The sequence below is a fragment of the Streptomyces sp. NPDC046925 genome, assembly GCF_040644915.1.
Taxonomy (GTDB): domain Bacteria; phylum Actinomycetota; class Actinomycetes; order Streptomycetales; family Streptomycetaceae; genus Streptomyces.
Genome location: NZ_JBEYWZ010000014.1, coordinates 34,787 through 54,293, shown reverse-complemented (window position 1 = coordinate 54,293; position 19,507 = coordinate 34,787). Strand labels below are relative to the sequence as shown.

19 protein-coding genes are annotated in these 19,507 nt (G+C 72.7%); 9 read left to right on the top strand and 10 right to left on the bottom strand.

Annotated features, from left to right (window positions below; translation table 11 throughout):
- Positions 1-16: 16 nt before the first annotated feature.
- Complete coding sequence (locus ABZ906_RS37755; protein ID WP_361390494.1) at positions 17-1,114, bottom strand: NADH:flavin oxidoreductase/NADH oxidase; 1,098 nt, start codon at positions 1,112-1,114, stop codon at positions 17-19.
- Positions 1,115-1,250: 136 nt separating this feature from the next.
- Here ABZ906_RS37755 and ABZ906_RS37750 point away from each other — a divergent pair, with 136 nt between their 5' ends.
- Positions 1,251-1,616, top strand: coding sequence for a helix-turn-helix domain-containing protein (locus ABZ906_RS37750; protein ID WP_361390492.1), 366 nt, complete (start codon positions 1,251-1,253; stop codon positions 1,614-1,616).
- Positions 1,617-1,675: 59 nt separating this feature from the next.
- Here ABZ906_RS37750 and ABZ906_RS37745 read toward each other — a convergent pair whose 3' ends face one another.
- Positions 1,676-3,025 carry an FAD-dependent oxidoreductase gene (locus ABZ906_RS37745; RefSeq protein WP_361390490.1) on the bottom strand — a complete coding sequence of 450 codons (1,350 nt, stop codon included), beginning with the start codon at positions 3,023-3,025 and terminating at the stop codon, positions 1,676-1,678.
- A gap of 233 nt (positions 3,026-3,258) precedes the next feature.
- Between ABZ906_RS37745 and ABZ906_RS37740 the strand changes: the two genes are divergently transcribed.
- Complete coding sequence (locus tag ABZ906_RS37740; protein ID WP_361390488.1) at positions 3,259-3,786, top strand: DUF6214 family protein; 528 nt, start codon at positions 3,259-3,261, stop codon at positions 3,784-3,786.
- A gap of 10 nt (positions 3,787-3,796) precedes the next feature.
- On the opposite strand, the gene ABZ906_RS37735 is transcribed toward ABZ906_RS37740, so the two are convergent.
- Positions 3,797-4,726: a LysR family transcriptional regulator gene (locus tag ABZ906_RS37735; protein ID WP_361390486.1), complete on the bottom strand. Its 930-nt coding sequence runs from the start codon at positions 4,724-4,726 to the stop codon at positions 3,797-3,799.
- A gap of 138 nt (positions 4,727-4,864) precedes the next feature.
- On the opposite strand from ABZ906_RS37735, the gene ABZ906_RS37730 reads away from it, so the two are divergent.
- On the top strand, positions 4,865-6,115 hold the full coding sequence (locus tag ABZ906_RS37730; protein WP_361390484.1) for an MFS transporter: 1,251 nt from the start codon (positions 4,865-4,867) through the stop codon (positions 6,113-6,115).
- Positions 6,116-6,138: 23 nt separating this feature from the next.
- On the opposite strand, the gene ABZ906_RS37725 is transcribed toward ABZ906_RS37730, so the two are convergent.
- A complete protein-coding gene (locus ABZ906_RS37725) occupies positions 6,139-6,792 on the bottom strand; it encodes a DUF305 domain-containing protein (protein WP_361390482.1) in 654 nt (217 codons plus the stop codon).
- A gap of 177 nt (positions 6,793-6,969) precedes the next feature.
- Between ABZ906_RS37725 and ABZ906_RS37720 the strand changes: the two genes are divergently transcribed.
- Positions 6,970-8,472, top strand: coding sequence for a hypothetical protein (locus ABZ906_RS37720; protein WP_361199878.1), 1,503 nt, complete (start codon positions 6,970-6,972; stop codon positions 8,470-8,472).
- On the opposite strand, the gene ABZ906_RS37715 is transcribed toward ABZ906_RS37720, so the two are convergent.
- Positions 8,460-9,158, bottom strand: coding sequence for a helix-turn-helix domain-containing protein (locus ABZ906_RS37715; RefSeq protein WP_361199880.1), 699 nt, complete (start codon positions 9,156-9,158; stop codon positions 8,460-8,462). The genes ABZ906_RS37720 and ABZ906_RS37715 overlap by 13 nt on opposite strands.
- A gap of 189 nt (positions 9,159-9,347) precedes the next feature.
- On the opposite strand from ABZ906_RS37715, the gene ABZ906_RS37710 reads away from it, so the two are divergent.
- Complete coding sequence (locus ABZ906_RS37710) at positions 9,348-9,593, top strand: DUF2630 family protein (protein ID WP_361390480.1); 246 nt, start codon at positions 9,348-9,350, stop codon at positions 9,591-9,593.
- Between the two features lie 49 nt (positions 9,594-9,642).
- Here the strand turns inward: ABZ906_RS37710 and ABZ906_RS37705 are convergent, their stop codons facing one another.
- From ABZ906_RS37705 to ABZ906_RS37690, 4 genes are all read right to left on the bottom strand, one after another.
- Positions 9,643-10,344, bottom strand: a complete 702-nt coding sequence (locus ABZ906_RS37705) for an HAD-IA family hydrolase (protein ID WP_361390478.1) — start codon at positions 10,342-10,344, stop codon at positions 9,643-9,645.
- A 495-nt stretch (positions 10,345-10,839) separates the two neighbouring features.
- Positions 10,840-11,541 (bottom strand): phosphatase PAP2 family protein, encoded by a 702-nt coding sequence (locus ABZ906_RS37700; protein WP_361390476.1) that lies wholly within the window; start codon positions 11,539-11,541, stop codon positions 10,840-10,842.
- Between the two features lie 89 nt (positions 11,542-11,630).
- Positions 11,631-12,566, bottom strand: a complete 936-nt coding sequence (locus ABZ906_RS37695) for a M56 family metallopeptidase (RefSeq protein WP_361199892.1) — start codon at positions 12,564-12,566, stop codon at positions 11,631-11,633.
- A 143-nt stretch (positions 12,567-12,709) separates the two neighbouring features.
- Positions 12,710-13,279 carry a DUF5134 domain-containing protein gene (locus ABZ906_RS37690; protein ID WP_361390474.1) on the bottom strand — a complete coding sequence of 190 codons (570 nt, stop codon included), beginning with the start codon at positions 13,277-13,279 and terminating at the stop codon, positions 12,710-12,712.
- A gap of 168 nt (positions 13,280-13,447) precedes the next feature.
- Between ABZ906_RS37690 and ABZ906_RS37685 the strand changes: the two genes are divergently transcribed.
- Together ABZ906_RS37685 and ABZ906_RS37680 are read left to right on the top strand one after the other, a co-directional pair.
- Positions 13,448-15,124, top strand: coding sequence for an FUSC family protein (locus tag ABZ906_RS37685; RefSeq protein ID WP_361390472.1), 1,677 nt, complete (start codon positions 13,448-13,450; stop codon positions 15,122-15,124).
- Between the two features lie 37 nt (positions 15,125-15,161).
- Positions 15,162-15,788 carry a MarR family transcriptional regulator gene (locus ABZ906_RS37680; RefSeq protein WP_361390470.1) on the top strand — a complete coding sequence of 209 codons (627 nt, stop codon included), beginning with the start codon at positions 15,162-15,164 and terminating at the stop codon, positions 15,786-15,788.
- Positions 15,789-15,804: 16 nt separating this feature from the next.
- On the opposite strand, the gene ABZ906_RS37675 is transcribed toward ABZ906_RS37680, so the two are convergent.
- On the bottom strand, positions 15,805-16,584 hold the full coding sequence (locus ABZ906_RS37675) for a FadR/GntR family transcriptional regulator (protein ID WP_361199903.1): 780 nt from the start codon (positions 16,582-16,584) through the stop codon (positions 15,805-15,807).
- Positions 16,585-16,777: 193 nt separating this feature from the next.
- On the opposite strand from ABZ906_RS37675, the gene ABZ906_RS37670 reads away from it, so the two are divergent.
- Positions 16,778-18,022 carry a M20 family metallopeptidase gene (locus ABZ906_RS37670; protein WP_361390468.1) on the top strand — a complete coding sequence of 415 codons (1,245 nt, stop codon included), beginning with the start codon at positions 16,778-16,780 and terminating at the stop codon, positions 18,020-18,022.
- Positions 18,019-19,458, top strand: coding sequence for an aldehyde dehydrogenase family protein (locus ABZ906_RS37665; RefSeq protein ID WP_361390466.1), 1,440 nt, complete (start codon positions 18,019-18,021; stop codon positions 19,456-19,458). The genes ABZ906_RS37670 and ABZ906_RS37665 overlap by 4 nt, the downstream gene beginning before the upstream one ends.
- The last annotated feature ends 49 nt before the right edge of the window (positions 19,459-19,507 follow it).

The window sequence follows — 19,507 nt, the reverse complement described above, 5'->3', positions numbered from 1 at the left end:
TCGCCCGAAGGGGGGCTCAGACCATCCGGTGGTACTGCTGCGGGGTTGCGACCTCGGCGCCGAGGTCGTTCGCGGCGTGGCGGGCCCACGAGGGGTTGCGCAGCAGTTCGCGGCCCAGGAGCACCGCGTCCGCCTCGCCGTTGGCGAGGATCTTCTCGGCCTGCTCCGGGTCCGTGATCAGGCCGACGGCCGCCACGGGGAGCGACGTCTCCGCCTTCACGCGGGCCGCGAAGGGAACCTGGTAGCCGGGGCCCGTCGCGATGCGCGCCTTGGGGGCGTTGCCTCCGCTGGAGACGTCCAGGAGGTCCACGCCGTGGGCGTGCAGTTCCTTGGCCAGGCGGACCGTGTCGTCGGCCGTCCAGCCCTCGCGCTCGTCCTCGGGGTTCTCCGTCAGCCAGTCCGTCGCGGAGATCCGGAAGAAGAGGGGCAGCTCCTCGGGCCATACGGCGCGGACGGCGTCGACGACTTCGAGGGCGAGCCGGGAGCGGTTCTCGAAGGAGCCGCCGTACTCGTCCGTGCGATGGTTGCTGAACGGCGAGAGGAACTCACCGATGAGGTAGCCGTGGGCGCCGTGGATCTCGACCACCTCGAAGCCGGCGTCCAGTGCGCGCCGCGCCGCGTCCGCGAACTGGCCGACGACGTCACGGATCTCCTCCGCGGTCAGCTCGTGCGGCAGCAGGTGGCCCTCGTCGAAGGGGAGCGCGCTGGGCGCCACCGGCTGCCAGCCGTGCTCCTCCTGGCCGAGGGGTCCGCCGCCCTTCCAGGGGCGGTCGGTCGAGGCCTTGCGGCCCGCGTGGGCGATCTGGATGCCCGGAGTCGTGCCGTGGGCCTTCAGGAAGCCGGTGATGCGGCGGAACGCCTCGACCTGCGTGTCGTTCCATATCCCGAGGTCCGCGGGGCTGATGCGCCCTTCCGGGCTCACGGCCGACGCCTCCACGAGGATCAGGCCGGTGCCGCCCGCGGCGCGTGCGGCGTAGTGGGCGAAGTGCCAGTCGTTGGCCACACCCGCGTTGGGCCCGAACACCTCGGCCGAGTACTGGCACATCGGCGCCATCCATACGCGGTTGGGCACGGTCAGCGATCGCAGGGTGTAGGGCTCGAACAGCGCGCTCACGGCGGACTCCATTCGTCACGGACGTCGGGACTGCTCGTACGATAGACCTCGTAGTACGGCAGATGTCAAACTACGATGACTCTCGTACTATGGAGGCCTTCGAGAAGACGTGAAGCCCCGACGAAGTGGAGCCGTCATGAGCACCGCCGCACCGACCAGCGCCCGCGCGCTCGACCACCCGACGCGCGCGGAGATCCGGCTGGAGGGCGTGCTCCACGCGCTGTCGGACCCGATGCGGCTGCGGGTGGTGCGGCAACTGGCCAGGGACGAGGCCGGGCCCTACGGGCTCTCCTGTTCGCAGATCGACCTGCCCGTCACGAAGTCCACGAGCACCCATCACTTCAGGGTGCTGCGCGAGAGCGGCGTGATCCAGCAGATCTACCGCGGCACGGCGAAACTGAACGGCTTGCGCCGGGAGGACCTGGAGGAGCTGTTCCCGGGATTGCTCGACAGCGTCCTTGCGGCGGCGACGGCACAGGAGGGGCGCGCAAGGGCCCTTTAGGGGCTCGGGGAACTGCGCGCCAAGCCCCCACGAACCCGCAGCTCAATGGCAGGCCCCGGCTACTGCTGCAAGCCCCCCGCAGCGGCCCGCAACCCCGCCCAGTCCGGAATCTTCACCGGCCCGCGCCCCAGCGACCGCCCCAGCGCGGCCTCCGCCCGCTCGATCGAAAGCCAGCCCTGCCACTCCACGGGACGCAGCCCCACCGCACGCAGAGAGGCCAGCGGATCCTCCGGAACCCCTCTCCGCACCAGAGCGGGCGCATCGTCGAGCAGGGAAAGCACCGTCTCCTTGGCGCACGGACGGTTGGTGCCGATGACGCCCGTGGGCCCGCGCTTGATCCACCCCGCCACATACTCGCCGGGAGACGCGGCGCCCGCCCGCAGCACCCGCCCCGCCGCATGCGGCACTGTGCCGGGGCCGGGGTCGAACGGCAGCCCGTCGATCGGCACCCCGCGGTAGCCGACCGAGCGCAGGACCAGCTGCCCCGCGATGTCCTCGTACCGCCCGGAACCCGTCACCCCGCCGCGCCCGTCCGGCAGCGTCCGCTCGAACCGCACCCCGCCGACCCGCCCCGCCGCCTCCGTCACGGCCACCGGACGCAGGAAGAAGCGGAGCCGGATGCTGCGCGGTAGCTGCCGCGCCGGGCGCTCGGCCCAGGCGCGCATCACCTCGATGTTGCGGCGGCCCGCAGCGGGCAGCCCCGAGGGGTCCGTGTACGCGGGATCCAGCGCCAACTCGGCGGGATCCACGATCACTTCGGTGTCCGGGAGCGCGCCGAGCTCGCGCAGTTCCTTGGTGGTGAAGCGCGCCTGCGAAGGGCCGCGCCGCCCCACCATGTGGACCTCGCGCACCCGGCTCCCGGCGAGCACGCCGAGCGCCGCCTGCGGCATGTCGGTGGGCCGCAGCTCCGCCACGCCACGCGCCAGCATCCGGGCGACGTCCACCGCGACGTTCCCCACGCCGATGACGACGGCGGACTCGACGCCTCCCACGAAACCGTCGGCCGTCGCGTCCGGATGCGCGCTGTACCAGGACACGAAGTCCGTGGCCGAATGGCTCCCCGGCAGCTCTTCGCCCGGCACGCCCAGCTTGCGGTCCGCCGCAGCGCCCACGCAGTAGACCACCGCGTGGTAGTGGTCGAGCAGCCGCGCGGCGGGCAGACCGCCGGGGCCGATCTCGATGCCGCCGAGGAAGCGGACGCGGTCGTGTTCCAGGACCGAACGCAGGTTGTTCTGCAGGGACTTGATTTTCTCGTGGTCCGGCGCGACACCGTAACGGACGAGGCCGTAGGGGCAGGGCAGCCGGTCGATGACGTCGACACGCACCCCCGGCACGCGGTCCTGCTGGATGAGGGACTGCGCGGTGTAGACCCCGCTCGGGCCCGATCCGACGACGGCGACCTGCAGCACGGCGGTGCTCCTTCCGCGAGGCGGCCTCGGGGGATGGTTTCAGCATCGCACCCCCGTGCGCCGAGGGGGAGATGCGGTGCGGGGCGCGTTGATCCGGGTGCCCCGCGCCGCGGCCGGCCGGCACGCTCCGGGACCGGCCGCCGCGTCGTCCAGGGTGGCCGAGCGGGCTTGTGCGCCGCCTGCGCGCCGCCTGTACGTCGCCTGCGTGCGGCCTGCGTGCCGTTCGTGACCTAATGCGATCGCACGGCTACCTTTTGATTGTGCTTGAGAGCTCCTTTCTTGGCGTTTCTGATCACTATCGACCAAATGCTGCTGAATCGCCCTCATCTCCACCCCCGCTTCCGCCCGCGCCTGCTTTCCACGTACGGCTGACCTTCGGCGACGGAGCCGCCGTCGACGCACGGGCCGTGGTGTCGCAGGGGCGGATCACCCTGGAGGGCCTGCACGCCCACCCGCCGGCCCCGGCTGCCGACGACCCCGTCCCTCCTCCGGTCCGTGGCGAGGTGGTCCATCCCCCGGTTCGCGGAGATGTCGTACGTCTGCACGAGCCCCCCGCCGTACGCCGAGCCCGCCCGTCATGGCCGCGCGGGCGCGAGGGACGGCTGAGGGCGGCCAGGGAGTACCGCACGGCGCAGGCCGAGGGGCGGGACCCGGTGCTCGCGGTGATGCACGCGAGCGGACGCAGCCGCCGCAGGGCCCTCAAGCTCATCGCCGCCGCACGGGACGCGGGCGCCCTGCCCGCACGCCACAACCGCCGGTAGGACCCGGCCGTCACCGCGCCCAGGACGGCGTCCACGTCGCGGCGCCGGGGTGAGCGGGCCGCAGGGCGTCCAGGTGATCGCGCAGGGCGGTCAGCGCGGGGTGCGGGTTGTCGCGGTGCCAGATCAGCGAGTGCGGATAGACCGGCATCGGATCGCGCACCGCGAGGCGGCGCAGATCGTCCTCGGCGGGCCAGACGAGGCGGGTCAGCTCGCCGACGAAGGTCGCGAGATCCGGGGAGCCCGCGATCGTGTCCAGGAGCGGCTCGGTGCCGTAGGCGGGGCCCGTCGCCTCGACGGTGAACCCGAACGCGGCGGCGAGATCCTCGTAGTAGGCGGCCCACTCGGTCCCGGCGACCAGGCCCGGCATCCAGATCCTGCGCCCGGCCAGCCGCGCGGGCGGCACCGCGCGGTCGGCGGCGAGCGGGTGGGCGGGACCGGTGAGGAGCTGGACGGGCTCGTCGAACACCCTGGTGGCCTCGATGCCGTCGGGCAGCTGCCCCGCGGGCAGGGTGAGGGCGCGGAACGACGCGTCGATGCTGCCCGAGCGGACGGCGGCGAGCGCCGCGTCGGCGTCGAAGAGCGTCACGACGTCGAGATCGGTGCCGGGATGCGCCCGGGCGAAACCGCTCAGGAGCCCCGCGGGCGCGAGCCGCCGCCCGATCACGTCGACCCGCAGCGCCCGGCGGCCGGGCCGCACCGACGCGGCCGCCCGCTGCTCGGCCCGCAGGAGCTCACGGGCGTGGGGCAGGAACGACTGCCCGTCGACCGTGAGCCTGGCCCCGCGCGCGGTACGGGTGAACAGCCGCACCCCGAGGTCCTTCTCCAGCGCGGCGATCCGCTTGGAGACGGCCTGCTGGGTCACCCCGAGCGCGGCGGCGGCCTCCTGGAACTGTCCGGCGTCCGTGACGGCGACGAAGGTGCGCACGGCTTGAAGATCCACGCCGGTCATCCTAGAAGTACAACCGATGGTTGTGCGCCCCGGTTGATGCGGTTGTTTGACCTCCGGGACCCTCGCCGGTTTGGATGCCGCAGGTCAGCGGGAGACCGGGCGGGCGAAACGACGAGGAGCGGCACCGGCATGGAAGCCAGGAGGCCCCTCGGGCGGCAGTTCGGATGGCTGTGGGCGGCCTACACGGTCAGTGTGTTCGGCACGCGGCTCGCGTTCGACGCGTTCCCTCTCATCGCGATCCTCGCCCTGGACGCGGGCCCGGCACAGGTCTCGGCCCTCGCGGCGGCGGGGGTCGCGGTGGGTGCCGTCGTCGCGGTGCCGCTCGGGCCGTGGGTGGAGTTCCGCCGCAAACGGGCGGTGATGATCGCGACGGACCTGATCCGGTGCGCGGCGCTGCTCAGCATCCCCGCCGCGTACGCCCTCGGTCTGCTCGGCTTCGGGCAGCTCCTGGTGGTGGCCGTCGTCGTGGGCGCGGCCGACATCACCTTCACCGCCGCGAGCGGCGCCTGCCTCAAGGCGCTCGTACGGCCGCAGGACCTGCTCGTCGCGAACGGCCGCCTGGAGTCCACGAACTGGACCGCGCTGGTGCTCGGGCCGCCCCTCGGCGGGGCCGCGATCGGGCTCTTCGGCCCGGTGGTGACCGTGCTGGCCGACGCCGTCAGCTATCTGCTCTCGGCCCTGGGAATCCGCGCGATCGGCGGCAAGGAACCGCACCCCGGGCGCGCCGGGACGGGGGCCCGGTTCAGGGCGGGCGACCTGCTCGACGGCTGGCGCCACATCCTGGCGGGCCCGGTGCTGCGCCCGCTGTTCTTCAACACGCTCCTCAACAACGGTCTGATCATGGCGACGTCGCCGCTCCTGATCGTCCTGATGGTCGGTGAACTCGGCTTCGCGCCCTGGCAGTACGGCCTGGCCTTCGCCGCGCCCTGCATCGGCGGCCTGATCGGCTCGCGGCTGGCCCGGCCGCTCGTCGAACGGTACGGCCGGCACCGGGTCCTGCTCACCGCGGGGACGCTGCGGGCGTGCTGGCTGTTCGGCCTGGCCTTCGTCGGTCCCGGCGCCGCCGGGCTCGTCCTTGTCGTGGTCGTCGAGTTCGGCCTGATCACCTGCTCGGGCGTGTTCAACCCGGTGTTCGCCACCGTCCGGCTCGACCACACCCCGGCGGACCGCGCCGCCCGTACCCTCTCCGCGTGGTCGGTCACCGGCAAGCTCAGCATCGCCGCCATGACCGGGCTCTGGGGTCTGCTGGCCGCCGCCACGGGACCGCGCACCGCCATCGGGATCGCCGGAGTCCTCCTCCTCGCCTCACCGCTGCTGCTGCCACGCCGCGACCACGCGCCGCTCGACGAGCGGGACACCGCGGCCCCGAGCCGCGGCTGAGGTCTCGTACCGGCGCCCGCGCCTCACATCTTGCGCATCCGGGAGATCTCCGCCGTCTGCTGCGCGACCACGTCGTTCGCCATCTCCTCGACCTGGATGTTGTTCCCGTCGGAGAGCAGATCGGTGGCCATCGTGATCGCGCCGTTGTGGTGCGTGATCATCAGCTTCAGGAAGAGTTCGTCGAAGGTCTTCCCCTTCGCGGCCCGCAACTGCTTCAGCTGCCCGTCCGTCGCCATGCCCGGCATCGTCCCGTGGTCGTGCCCGGGCTGCTTCTTCGCGCCGCCGTGGCTCTTCAACCAGCCCTTCATGGCGCCGATCTCCGGGCGCTGCGAGGCCGCGATGCGGTCGGCGAGGCGCTTGACCTTGGTCGACTCGGCTCGTTTCGGGGCGAGTTCGGTCATGGTCAGGGCCTGGCCGTGGTGCTCGATCATCATCTGGGTGTAGGTGAAGTCCGCCGAGTTGGGGGAGTCGTCGTCGGCTCTCTTCTTGGCCGCGTCCTCCGCGGACATGGTCGCCGCCGTCTCGCCCGGTTTGCCCGGAGCGATGACCGAGGGGCCCGGTGCGGCCTTCTTGCCCGGCTCCGAACCGGAGTCGGAACCTCCTGAATCGCAGGCTCCGAGCGCCAGAACGGCGGCCGTGAGGAACACGGCGACGGCGGGCGTACGACGGTGGTGCACGGCTGCCTCCTGTGGCGCGGGGGAGAGTTGAGGACCGTCCTAGCACGCTTACGAGCGTGAGTGATCAAAAACTTTCATTACAGCTGCGTTGCCATCTGTTGATATGTGCATGAGGAGCACGATACTGCGGGGTGTCCGTGACCCGTTCAACTACGAACGGCGACAAGGGAGGACGCAGTGACCCTGTTGAACAACCCCCGAACACGGCGCAGACGCTTCGGCGTCGGCGCGGCCGCGCTCGGTCTCATCGCCGCGCTGTTCAGTGCGGCGCCCGCCGGAGCGACGCCCGACCCGGGCGACTCTCCCGCCGCGCCCAAGAGCGTGTCGAAGAGCGATGCCGCCGACGCGAAGGCGGCCGTCAGGAGCGGGGAGATACCCGCGCCCGACGAGATCGTCCACTCGGACAACATCAAACATCTCGCCAACATCCCCAAGGACGCGCTGCCGGGGTTCAACACCGACCTCGCCTTCCAGGGGAAGTACGCCTTCGCGGGCAATTACGACGGCTTCCGCATCTACGACATCAGCAACCCGAAGAAGCCCCGGACCGTGTCCCAGGTCCTGTGCCCCGGTTCGCAGAACGACATCTCCGTCTCGGGGAACCTGCTCTTCCTCTCCACCGACTCCTCGCGCAGCGACGACTCCTGCAACAGCACCACGCAGCCCGCGACCGAGAAGTCCTCGTGGGAGGGCATGAAGGTCTTCGACATCAGCGACAAGGCCAACCCGAAGTACGTCTCCGCCGTCGAGACCGCCTGCGGCTCGCACACGCACACCCTGGTGCCGGAGAAGAAGAACGTCTACGTATACGTCTCCTCGTACTCCCCGAGCGCCACGTTCCCGGACTGCCAGCCGCCGCACGACGGCATCTCCGTCATCAAGGTGCCCCGCAAGGCCCCGCAGAAGGCGGCGGTCGTCGACTTCCCCGTGCTGTTCCCGGGTGAGGGCCCCGACGGCGGCGGCAACCCCGGCGGTCCCACCAACCCGGGCGTCTCCAAGACCACGGGCTGCCACGACATCACCGTGCTGCCCTCCGAGGACCTCGCGGCCGGTGCCTGCATGGGCGACGGCATCCTCTTCTCCATCAAGAACCCCGAGAAGCCCAAGGTCATCGACCAGGTCCAGGACAACAAGAACTTCGCGTTCTGGCATTCGGCGACCTTCAACCAGAAGGCGGACAAGGTCGTCTTCACCGACGAGCTCGGCGGCGGCGGCGGCGCCACCTGCGACGCGGCCACCGGCCCGGAGCGCGGTGCCAACGGCATCTACGAGGTCAGGGGCAAGGGCGAGCGCAGCAAGCTCGTCTTCAAGAGTTACTACAAGATCCCGCGCCACCAGGCCGCGACCGAGAACTGCGTCGCCCACAACGGCTCGCTGATCCCCGTCAAGGGCAAGGACCTGATGGTCCAGGCGTGGTACCAGGGCGGCGTCTCCGTCTGGGACTTCACCAACTCCTCGAAGCCCAAGGAGATCGCCTACTTCGAGCGCGGTCCGCTCAGCACGGACGCGATCCAGGTGGGCGGCTCGTGGTCGGCGTACTACTACAACGGTTACATCTACTCGAACGACATCGCCAAGGGCTTCGACGTCCTGAAGATCGACGACAAGCGGACGGATCCCGCCGAGCGGGTCCGCGTCCGTGAGCTCAACGTCCAGACCCAGCCGGACTACTTCGACTGACCGGACCACTTCGGGCGGGTGGGCCGCCGCGTGGACCGCGTCTCCTGCGCGGCCTGGTCGTCCACCCGCTCGTGCGTCCCGCCGGGCGGCTCGTCGCCCGGCGGGACCCCCAGCTCCCACGCGAGCCCGTACCGCTGGAACAGCTCGGCCCGCAGCGCGCCCGGCGGCATCGGCGCCCCCGGCAGGAGCACCGCGAAGACCGCGCCCATGAGCAGCGCGCGCAGCAGCGGATAGTCGGTGTCCACATCGAGCGAGCCGTGCCGTACGACGGTGTCGCGGAGCAGTTCGGCCAGGTGCTGCTGCTCCGGGCAGCGCACGAACCCGTCCGCCTGGAGAATCCCCGCCATGTGCGTGCGCATGAGCAGGGGTTGGTCCCTTGCCAGGCCCAGGATCGCGTCGATGGCACGGGCCAGGCGCTCCTCGCCGTCGCCGGTGCACGGCTCCCGGTCGAGGGCGGTCTCCAGCGTCCTGTGCATCAGGCGGTGCACGGCCGATTGCAGGAGCTGGCGCTTGCCGGGGAAGTAGTACGAGACGAGGCCGCGGGCCGAGCCCGCGCGGTCGGCGATGTCGCCGAGCGTCGTCGCCTCATAGCCGCGCTCGCTCACCAATTCGACCGTGGCCTGCAGGAGTCGTTCCCTGGAACGCCTTCGCAACTCTTCATTGACCGATGCGCTACGCGGGGACATCCTGTAACTCCTGCGTTGACTGGCTCGCAGCCAGTATACTCAGCGTGTCGCCGACCAAGACCCTCCGTGGGCAGTTGGTCCGGTGCGACCCGGGGCAGGCAACACCGCGGGGGAGTGTTGCCTGCTCACGGGTGCCGATCGGCCGAACCCTCCTTACAGTGGGCCGGGGGGCCGAGGAGGCGTACTGAGATGGATCAAGAGCAGATTCTGTCCCGGATCGCGTCGATGGTCGACGACGAGCGGACGCTGCGGGAATCCCTGGCGTCGGGCGCGATCGACGTGGCGACGGAGCGGGCGAGGCTCGGCGCGATCGAACGTGAGCTTGACCGCTGCTGGGACCTGCTGCGGCAGCGGCGCGCGAAGGCCGAGTTCGGCGAGAACCCCGATGAGGCACGGGTGCGTCCGGTCGCCGAGGTCGAGGGCTACCGGTCGTAGCCCCGCCCGTCCGGCGCGGCCCGGCACCCCGGACGCACCGCGCCCCGTCTCAGCTCTTGTCGACGAGGCCTAGGACGGGGCGCAGGGCGTCCGGCCTGCGGTCGACGGGCAGGTGGTCCACGAAGTGCACGGCGCAGCCGAGCGCGGCCGCCCCGGCGTCCGCGCGCCGGTCGTCGCCGACCATCAGCGCGTCCGCCGGATCGACGCCGAGTTCCTCGCAGGCGCGGGCGAACAGGCGCGGGTCCGGCTTCTGGATCTCGTGCTCGTACGACAGGGTGTAGGCGTCGATGTACGGGTCGAGGCCGTGGATGCGGAAGACGGGGCGCAGATCCCACCCGATGTTGCTGATCACGGCGATGCGGACGCCCCGCTCGCGGAGCCCGGCGAGGACCTCTGCCGCGTCGGCGTAGGGGCGCCAGGCCGCGGGCTGCATGTGGCGTTCGTACAGGGCGTCGTGCAGGCGCGGATCGGGCAGTGTGACCTCGCGCGAGAGGCCGGTGTAGGCGGCGCGGTGCTGTGCGGCGCTGCGGTCGCGCTGGGCCCACACCCCGGCGAGCCGGTCGGGTACGGAGGTGGGGTGCGCCCCGCCCGGCAGCGCTCCCGCCCGCTCCAGGGCGGACGCCAGGCGCTCGAACTCCGCGTCGGGGAGCGGAACCCCGGCCTCCTGGAGCACCGCGCGCAGCCAGTCAGCGGTGGACTCGATGCCGAACAGGGTCCCGGAGAAGTCGAAGAGCACACCCTTGATCGTCATGCCCCGGATCCTCCGGGACGGACTCGGGGGCGGTCAAGGGTGCCCGGGCGCGGTGTGGTTACGCGGGGTGGGCCGCCGCCGGCGCGCCGAGCAGCCAGCCGCCCGCGACCGTCCGATGGCCGGGTCCTGCGGGGCCGGCTCGGGGGTGGTCAAGGGTGCCTGGGCGTGGTCCGGTTAGGGGCGGTCGGTCGCCGTGCGTATGCCGGGTCGGGAGGTGTGCGTGGCGTCGCCAGGGTCACCGCGAGCGTCGAGCAGCCAACCGCCCGCGACCGTCCGACGGACGGGTCCCCGGGGCGGGCTCGGGGGTGGCCGAGGGTGTCCGGGCGCGCGGTTACGCGGGGTGGGCCGCCGTGCGTGTGTCTGGTCGGGAGGTGTACGTGGCGTCGCCAGGGTCACCGCGAGCGCGCCGAGCAGCCGGTCGCCCATGACCGTCCGGCGGCCGGATCCTCCGGGGCGGCTCGCGGGTGGGGTCAAGGGTGCCTGGGCGTGGTCCGGTTAGGGGCGGTCGGTCGCCGTGCGTGTGCCTGGTCGGGAGGTGTACGTGGTGATTGCCAGGGTTACCGCGAGTGCGCCGAGCAGCCAGCCGCCCATGACGTCCGACGGCCAGTGCACGCCGTTCCAGATCCGGGTCACGCCGACCCCGACGACGGAGACCACGGCGAGCGTCACCCCCGTGCGCCACACGGCGGGCCCCGCGCCGTACAGGCGCAGGAGCCACAGGATCAGCCCGCAGACGACCGTCGCCGTCATGGCGTGCCCCGAGGGGAAGGCCGCGAAGTGCGCGGAGTCCACCGGGTCCGGCCACGCGGGGCGCGGCTTGTCGACCGCCGCCTTCAGTCCCTGCTGCACCAGGGTCCCCGCCGCGCAGGTGACCGCGAGCCACAGCGCGAGCCGGTAGGCGCCGCGGAAGGCGACCCAGAGCACGGCCACGGTGATCAGCGCGCGCATCGTCCAGGGGTCCCACACCCAGTCGGTCAGGACGCGACTGGTCTGGGTGAGTCCGTCGTGCGCGACGGCCCAGCCGTGCGTGGTGTGCGCGATGTCGCCGTCGAGGCTGCGCAGCGGACGCCACTCCAGTGCGACCAGGAGGATCAGCAGGAGCGAGGCGACGCCCAGGAGCGTGGCGGCGCGCGGGGCGCGGGACTTCTCCGGGCGTGGCGGGCTTGGCGGCGAGTCGAGCGGTGCGGCGGAGTGCATACAGTGATCCTCGCCGACGGACGGCGACGGAAACCATCCCGGTGCCTGATCCGGCGGGGGCGAATCCTGCCGCCCCCGGCCTGAAGCCGCTAGCCCAGCGCGCGAAGCCCCGGCACGAACGTCACCAGGAGCGGGATCACCGGCACCAGTGCCGCCGCTGCCGTCAGGCGCAGGCGGCGGGCCGCGGTGAGGCGCGGGCGCGCGGACAGCAGGCGGTGCACCCGCTGCGGCACGTGTGCCTGCGGGGTGGGGCAGGGCCCGAACACGCCCCGGTCTTCGTTGAGCTCGATCAGCGCGAGGGCGATCGTCAGGCGCCCGAAGCGGCGCGAGGCCACGTCGTCCGCGGCCAGCTCGACCAGGCGGTGCATCTCGTCCCGGAACGCGGCGAACACCGGCACCTGCGGGAACCCCGTGGCCAGCGCGCCCGAACAGTGCAGGAGCCAGTCGTGCCGCGCCTGGGCGTGCCCCTGCTCGTGGGCGAGCACCGCATCCAGCTGACGGCCCTTCAGGCGGCGCAACGCGGCGGTGGTGATGACCAGTTGGGGCGCCGTGCCCGGCAGCCACCAGGCGTCGGGGCGCTCGCCCTCAAGGACCACGAGACGGTCGGCGCCGGGCTCCTCGCCGGGCAACAGCGGTGCGCGCAGCAGGAGTTCGGCCCGCCGCTTGCGGCGCCTCGCCCGCGCCCTGACGATCTCGCGCGTCAGCATCGCCGCGGTCCACACACCGCCAAGCGCCAGGGCCACGGCGGTCGCGGGCGCCCAGGAGCCGCCCGCACCCAGTGCGTACGCGTCGACCACGTCGTGCGGCGCGGGGGCGAAGACGTGGCCGCGCACGGCCTGCCACGCGGCGGCGGCGCTCAGGGTCATCGACAGGGCGCAGCACATCAGCACACCCGCCACGACGCACTGCCATGCCCACAGCGCGACCACCGGTTCGCGCTCCGGCCAGTCGGCGCGCGCGATGAGGCGCGGGGCGACGACGGCGGTGAGGGCGCCCAGCAGCAACAGCGCAACGGGGAGCAACATGTGTCAAGACTATGAGAGCGGCGCTCTCGGAGGGTATGGCCTATCGCCTCAAGTGACGCACGCCACGGCCGATCACCGGGATATCACCCGTTACGGCACCGTGAGGGCCGGGTTCCGGTTTGTCTGCACCCTCCTGCGGCGCCCTACAGCGTGAGGAGCATCGCGATCATGGCGATGCCCATGGACAGCCGGCAGGCCATCGCCAGCTCCGTACGGTCGCCCCAGCCCGTGACCGTGCCGCCGCCACCTCCCTCCGCCGCCGCGAGCGTCGGCGTCGGTACGGGCAGGAGGCGGACCCCGGACCACAGCACGTACCCGGCGAAGTACAGCAGCAGCGCTCCGGTCAGCGCCGGTGTGCCACCGCCGCCGTGGCCCGCGTGCGCGGCGGGGGTCGCGGTCATGGCCGCCGCCATGTAGACCATGGCGCACGCGCCGACCAGGTGATGCAGGTGATGGCGATGGCGCCGGGCCGCCCACAGGGCGCGCAGCGCCGCCGCGCCGAACACGACCGCGTACCCGAGCCAGGCCCATCGCGGCGGGGTGAGGACGGCCGCGGGCAGGGCCATCACGGCCATGCCGAAGCCCATGACCGCCTCGCCGCCGGCCGCCCGGCGCTGTTCCTCGACCCTGCTGCGCATCCGCAGCAGACAGTAGGACCCGGTCGCCGCGCACAGCGCGACGAGCAGCCAGCCGGCCTGCGCCGGTCCGTGCACCGCGCACCTCCCCGATCGACGGTGTCGTCGGGTCGATGCCCCCGCACGGAGCGTCGTATGCGAGCGCACGGGTGTACGCGGGGAGCGCGGAGGGAGCGGACGCGGCGTGACGGAGGAGACTTCCGAGGTAAATCGTTTTCGAGTAAAACACTTGCTAATGTTCTTGGTATGAGCAGTGCGCCACCGTCTTCGCCCCGCCCCTCCGGCCCCTCCCGTGCCCGTCGGCTCCCGCTCGCCGGTGTGCTGCGTCCGGGCAGACCGTCCGACATCTGGTTCAAGCCCGCGTCGAGCGTGGTCGTCGCCACCGCGATACCGAATCTGACGCTTCTGGCGCTCGGCCGCCTCGATCTCGTCATGTACACGATGGCCGGATCGTTCTGCGCGCTCTACACCCACAACCTCCCCTACGCCGCACGGGCCCGCGCCCTCGCCGGGGTCGTCGCGGGCATGCTGGCGAGCGTGGGCATCGCCATGGTCGCCGCCTCGCTCACCACATCGGCCGTGGTGCTCGTGGCCGTCGGAGCGCTGCTCGCCGCCGCCCAGAAGACGCTCTGCGACGCGACCCGCATCGGCCCGCCCGGCCACCTCATCTTCACCTTCATCAGCTCCGCCACCCTCTTCGCGCCGCAGTCCATCGGACAGGTCCCCGGCCACCTCGCCCTCACGCTCGGCGCGGGCGCCATCGCCTGGCTGGTCGGCATGGCCCCCGCCCTGGTGCGCCCGCACGGCCCCGAGCGCCGCGCCACCGCACGCGCCCTGCACGCGGCCGCCGCGTACGCCGGGGCCGCGGGGACCGACCGCGAGCGCGCCCGCCCCGCCGCGGCGGCGGCCGTCCACGCGGCCTGGCAGTCACTGCTCGCCACCGGAGGCCGCACGGCGGCCCGCCGAGCCCTGGAGCGCCTGGTGATCCGCGCCGAGGACGCCCTGGCGGCCCCTTCAGCGGCCGACCCCGCGCAGCTGCGCTCCCTGGCGGCGGGACTGCGCGGCACGGGCGCGGTGCCGCGCCCCGCCGACGTACGGCCCGGCGAGGACGACGAACTCCTCGGAGTGGAGGCGGAGCTGGCGGCCCGTTCCGCGAAGGGCGCCCTGTGGCGGCGCATCGGCCGCGGATCGCCGCTGCTGCCCATCGCGCTGCGGACGGCCGTCGGCTGCGCGCTCGCGGGGTACGCGTCCCTCGCGCTCGGCGTCGGCCGCCCCTACTGGGCCCTGGTCACCGCCGCCTCGCTCTACCAGGCCAACGTCACGCTCACCTGGAACAGGGGAGTGCAGCGCGTGGTCGGCAACCTCGTCGGCGTGCTCGCCTTCGCCGCCATCGCCCCGCTGGCCCACCTCAGCCACGCCGCGCTCATCGTCTGCTGTCTATCGCTCGCCTTCGGCGCGGAGGCGCTGATCGGCCGGAACTACTGGCTCGGCAGCGTGTGCGTCACGCCGATGGCCCTCCTCGTCACCGAGTTCGCGCGGATCCAGCAGCCCGGCGACCTCATCCTCGACCGGGTCGTGGACACGTTCGTGGGCGCGCTGCTCGGCATCGTCGCGGCGATCGCCGTCACCAACCGGCGCGCCGCCGACCACATCGAGCTGGCCATCGACGCCACGGACCGGGCCCGCGCCCGCGCCGAACAGGCCCTGGCGGCCCCGCTCCCCACGGCCGCCACCCTGCGCCCGGCGCGCCGGAGCCTGACCGCCGCCCTCGTCGATCTGCGCACCGCCCACGACGCGGCGGCCGGCGAATGGTGGCAGCGCGCCCTGCCGGACCAGCGGGTGATGGCCGCCGAGCAGGCAGGACACCGTACGCTCGCGGCGACGGTACGCGGCATGCGGCACGGCGAGCGCGTACGGGCGTGACCGGCCGGGCAACGCGGAAGGGCGAGGACAGGGGCACATGAGGAACGGGAGCGAACGGGACACGGCGGCGGAAGCCGCGGCCCGTGCGGGAGACGGTGCCGCGAGTGGTTCCGCGGACGCGGACGCGGCGGGCGGCGTTCACGGCGCCGTGCCCCGCGACACCGTCGCCGCCGTCGTGCGGCAGTGGCAGACGGTGCGGCCGGACATCGACACGGGACCGATGGAGGTCATCGGCCGCATCAACCGCTGCGCGGCCCTCCTGCAACAGGCCGAGGACGCCCCGCTGCGCCGCGTCGGCCTGACCCGCCCCGAGTTCGACCTGCTCGGCGCGCTGCGCCGTACCGGCCACGAGCTGACCCCCGGCGAACTGGCCCGCGAGACCTTCTCGTCGGGGGCCGCCGTCACCAAGCGGCTCAAGCAGCTCCAGGAGCGCGACCTGGTCGCCCGGCGCGCCGACACCCGTGACCGCCGTGTCTCGCACGTCGGTCTGACCGACACCGGCCGCGATCTGGTCGACTCGCTCCTGCCCGACCAGCTCGCCTACGAGACCGTGGTCCTCGCCGGGCTCGACGCGGACGGACAGGGGCAACTCAGCGCACTGCTCCGGGAGTTGCTGCAACAGCTGGAGGGGCGGCTCGGTCTCTCGCCGGGGTTCAGGGGCTGACGCCCGTCACGGACCGTCAGTGGTCCTCGACCGAAACCGCCAGCATCCGCCGTGTCTCCGGCTCCACGTGCGGGGCGTAGTACTCGTGCAGCGCCGTGCGGCCCAGGCGGGCGGCCAGGGGCCCGTCGCCCGCGGTGATCGCCGCAAGGACCTCGCGGTGATGGGCTATGGAGCGCTCCATCCAGGCCGTGGTGTCCGTGACGCCCGCGATCTTCTTCTCGATGACCTCCACCACCGCCTCGTGCACGGCGCGTGCGCACAGGCCGAGGAGGGAATTGCCGCTGGCCTCGGCGATCGCCCGGTGGAAGAGCGCGTCGGCCTCGCTGAACGCGTGCAGGGCCGCCGGGCCGCCGTCGCCGCTGAGCGCTTCCATGCGGGTGATCTGCTCACGCATCCTGGCGAGGTCGTCCGCGCCGTGCAGACGCGCCGCCAGACGGTTGCTCTCGGCGTCCAGGACCATGCGGAACTGCACCAGTTCGCCGAGCGTCGCCACGCTGGAGCGGGTGAGACGGCCCAGGGCCTGGCTGAGATTGTCCGGGGAGACACCGAGCACCTCCGCGCCAAGGGGATCGCCGGGGCGCGAGCGGATCAGGCCCGCCGACTGGAGCACGCGCAGCGCCTCGCGGACCGTGGAGCGGCCCACGCCGAAGCGGTTGACCAGTTCGCGCTCGGCGGGCAGCCGCGCACCGGGCGGCAGATCACCGCTGAGGATGCGCTCCTCGATCTGCTCCGCCACCCGCTGATAGGCGCGGACCGGTGTGACCGGCCGGAACAGGTCGCTGTCGTCGGCGGCCATCGGCCCGCCCCCTCCACCGTACGTAGCTGACACGCGGTGCCGGCGGGCACCGACGCGGGATATCGACGCGAAAACCGGCGCGGGAAAACCAAGATCTGGTGGTTGACCCGGCCATGAACGTGGAGGCAGAGTACGGGAACTCAACTGGTCTGACCAGTCGACTGGCCTCGTGGTCGGCCGACTTGGAGGTTGCATGCACACCGGCTCACGTCACACCAGCTCACGCCCGCCCGCCGCCGATCTGCCCGTCGACCCGGCCGCCGTCGTCTCCTTCACCCGCGACCTGGTCCGGCTGCGTACCGTCAACGCGGCCGGAGCCACCGTGGTCGAACAGCCCGCCGCCGATCTCGTCGCCCGGCTCTTCACGGAATTCGGCTGGACGTACGACGTGGCGGAGGTCGCGCCGGGACGGCCCAACACCGTCGCGGTCATCGAGGGCGGAGGCGGCGACGGTCCGACCCTGATGTTCGAAGGGCACATCGACGTCGTCACGGAGGGGAATCCGCAGGACTGGAGCGTCGACCCCTACGGCGCCGAGATCAGGGACGGCAAGCTGTGGGGGCGCGGCTCCGCCGACATGAAGTCCGGCGTCGCCGCGATGATCTACGCGGTGCGGGCCCTGCAACTCGCGGGCCCCTTCCCCGGCCGCGTCGTCCTCGGCGTGCTGTGCGACGAGGAAGGACTGATGCTCGGCGCGAAGGCGTTCGCCGCCACGCCGCTCGCGCGTGAGGTGGACGGGGTCATCGTCTGCGAGCCCGAGGGGTACGAGCTGTGCACCTCCGCCCGTGGCGGCATCCGGCTCCGGCTCGATCTCGACGGGGTGATGGCCCACGGCGCCATGCCGCAGGAGGCCAGGAGCCCGATCGTCGCCGGGGCACGCATCGTGGAAGCGCTCGGCCGCGTGCAGGACTGGGCCCTGAAGCGGTACGGCACCCATCCGCACGCCGGACGCGTGACGGTCACGCCGACCGTCCTGCACGGAGGCGACCCGGACCAGCTCAACGTCATCCCCGCGCACGGCCTCGTCGGCGTCGACGTCCGCACGATTCCCGGCACCGATCACACCGAACTCATCGACAAGATAGAGGAGTTCGCGGTCGGGGCGGCCGGGAGCGAGGGCGTGGGCGTCCGGCTCACCGTCGTCGACGACCGGCCCGCCGTCGAGATCGCGCAGGACCACCCGGTGGTCACCGCCCTCGTCGACGGTCACCGCCAAGTGCACGGCGCTCCACCGCCGTTCGGAGCCGTACCCGGCACCACGGACGGCACGATCCTCACCCGCGACGCCGGTCTGCCGACCGTCGTCTACGGCCCCGGCGGGAAGTGGATCGCCCACCAGAAGGACGAGTTCGTCGAGGTGAACGAGATCGTCGAGTACACGCGCGTCTACGCCGCAGCGGCCCGCGCGTTCCTGACCGGCGCCGGAGGTGCGCGATGACCTGCCCCGAAGGCCTGCCCGTAGGAGACGGCTGGGTGACCGCCCCCGCCCGCCGGCCGGTCCATTTCCCGTACGACGGCACCGAGATCGCGGCGGCGCCGGTCGGTGACGAGGACCTCGCGGAGCGGGCCGTCGAGCAGGCCGCCGCGATCCGCGTGGAGGTCGGCAGACTGAGCGCGGGAGTACGGAGGCAGGTGCTCGCCGGGGTCGCGGCGACACTCGCCGAAGCGGCGGGCGACCTCGTGGACCTGCTCGTCCTGGAGACCGGGAAGCCGCGGGTCGACTGCGGGGTCGAGATGCAGCGGGCCGTGGCCACCTGGCAGGCGGCCGCGGACGAGGTGGCCCATCTGCACGGGGAGACCGTGCCGCTGGACCTGCAACCGTCCGGGGAGGGCCTCTTCGGCTTCTGGACCCGGCGGCCCGTCGGCGTCGTGGTCGGCATCGCGGGCTTCAACTACCCGGTCCTTCTCGCCTCCCACAAGATCGCACCGGCGCTCGCCGCGGGCTGCCCGGTGATCGTCAAGCCCGCCCCCGCGACCCCGCTCGCCACTCTGCGCCTCGTCCATCTCGTGCGCGAGCAACTCGTGGCCGCGGGTGCGCCCGCCGCAGCGGTACAGCTCGTCACGGGCGACGCGGACGTCGGCCGTACGCTCACCACGCATCCGGCGGTCGCGGCGGTCTCCTTCACCGGGTCCGCGGGCATCGGCCACCGCATCGCGCGGGACGCGGCACCCCGCAAGGTGGTCCTCGAACTCGGCTCCAACGCGGCGCTCGTCGTGGCCGCGGACGCCGATCTCGACGCGGCGGCCGACGCGGTGGTGCGGGGCGGGTTCTACGCGTCGGGCCAGGCCTGCATCTCCGTACAGCGGGTCGTCGTGGTGGACGCGGTCGCGGAGGAGTTCGAGAAACGGCTCACGCGGCGGCTGCCGGACGTGGTGGTCGGCGACCCCCGCGACCCGGGGACCCGCGTCTCGGCGCTCATCGACGAGGCGGCGACGGAGCGGGTGCTCGACTGGGTGGAACGGGCGCGGGCCGCCGGTGCGCGCCTCGTGGCGGGAGGAGAACGCGACGCGGGCGGCCGGTGCATCGCCCCGACCCTGCTCGCGGAGGTCCCCGACGGCGAACCCGCCTGGGACGAGGAGATCTTCGGGCCGGTCGTCTGCCTGCGCACGGTGCCGGATCTGGACACCGCGTACGACGTGGTCAACGCGAGCCGCTACGGCCTGCACGCGGCCGTCTACACCAACGGCCTGCGGGCCGCGCTCGATGCCGTGGACCGCCTGGAGGCCGGCGGCGTGGTGGTCAACGAAGTCCCCGGCTACCGCAGCGACATCGCCCCGTACGGCGGCGTCAAGGACTCCGGCATCGGCCGCGAGGGCCCCAGGTTCGCCATCGAGGAACTGACGGTGACCCGGATGGCGGTCATCAGGCCCTAGGGCCCGCCGCCAGACGTATCCACCGCCCGTCCGGCACCACCCCGCAGGA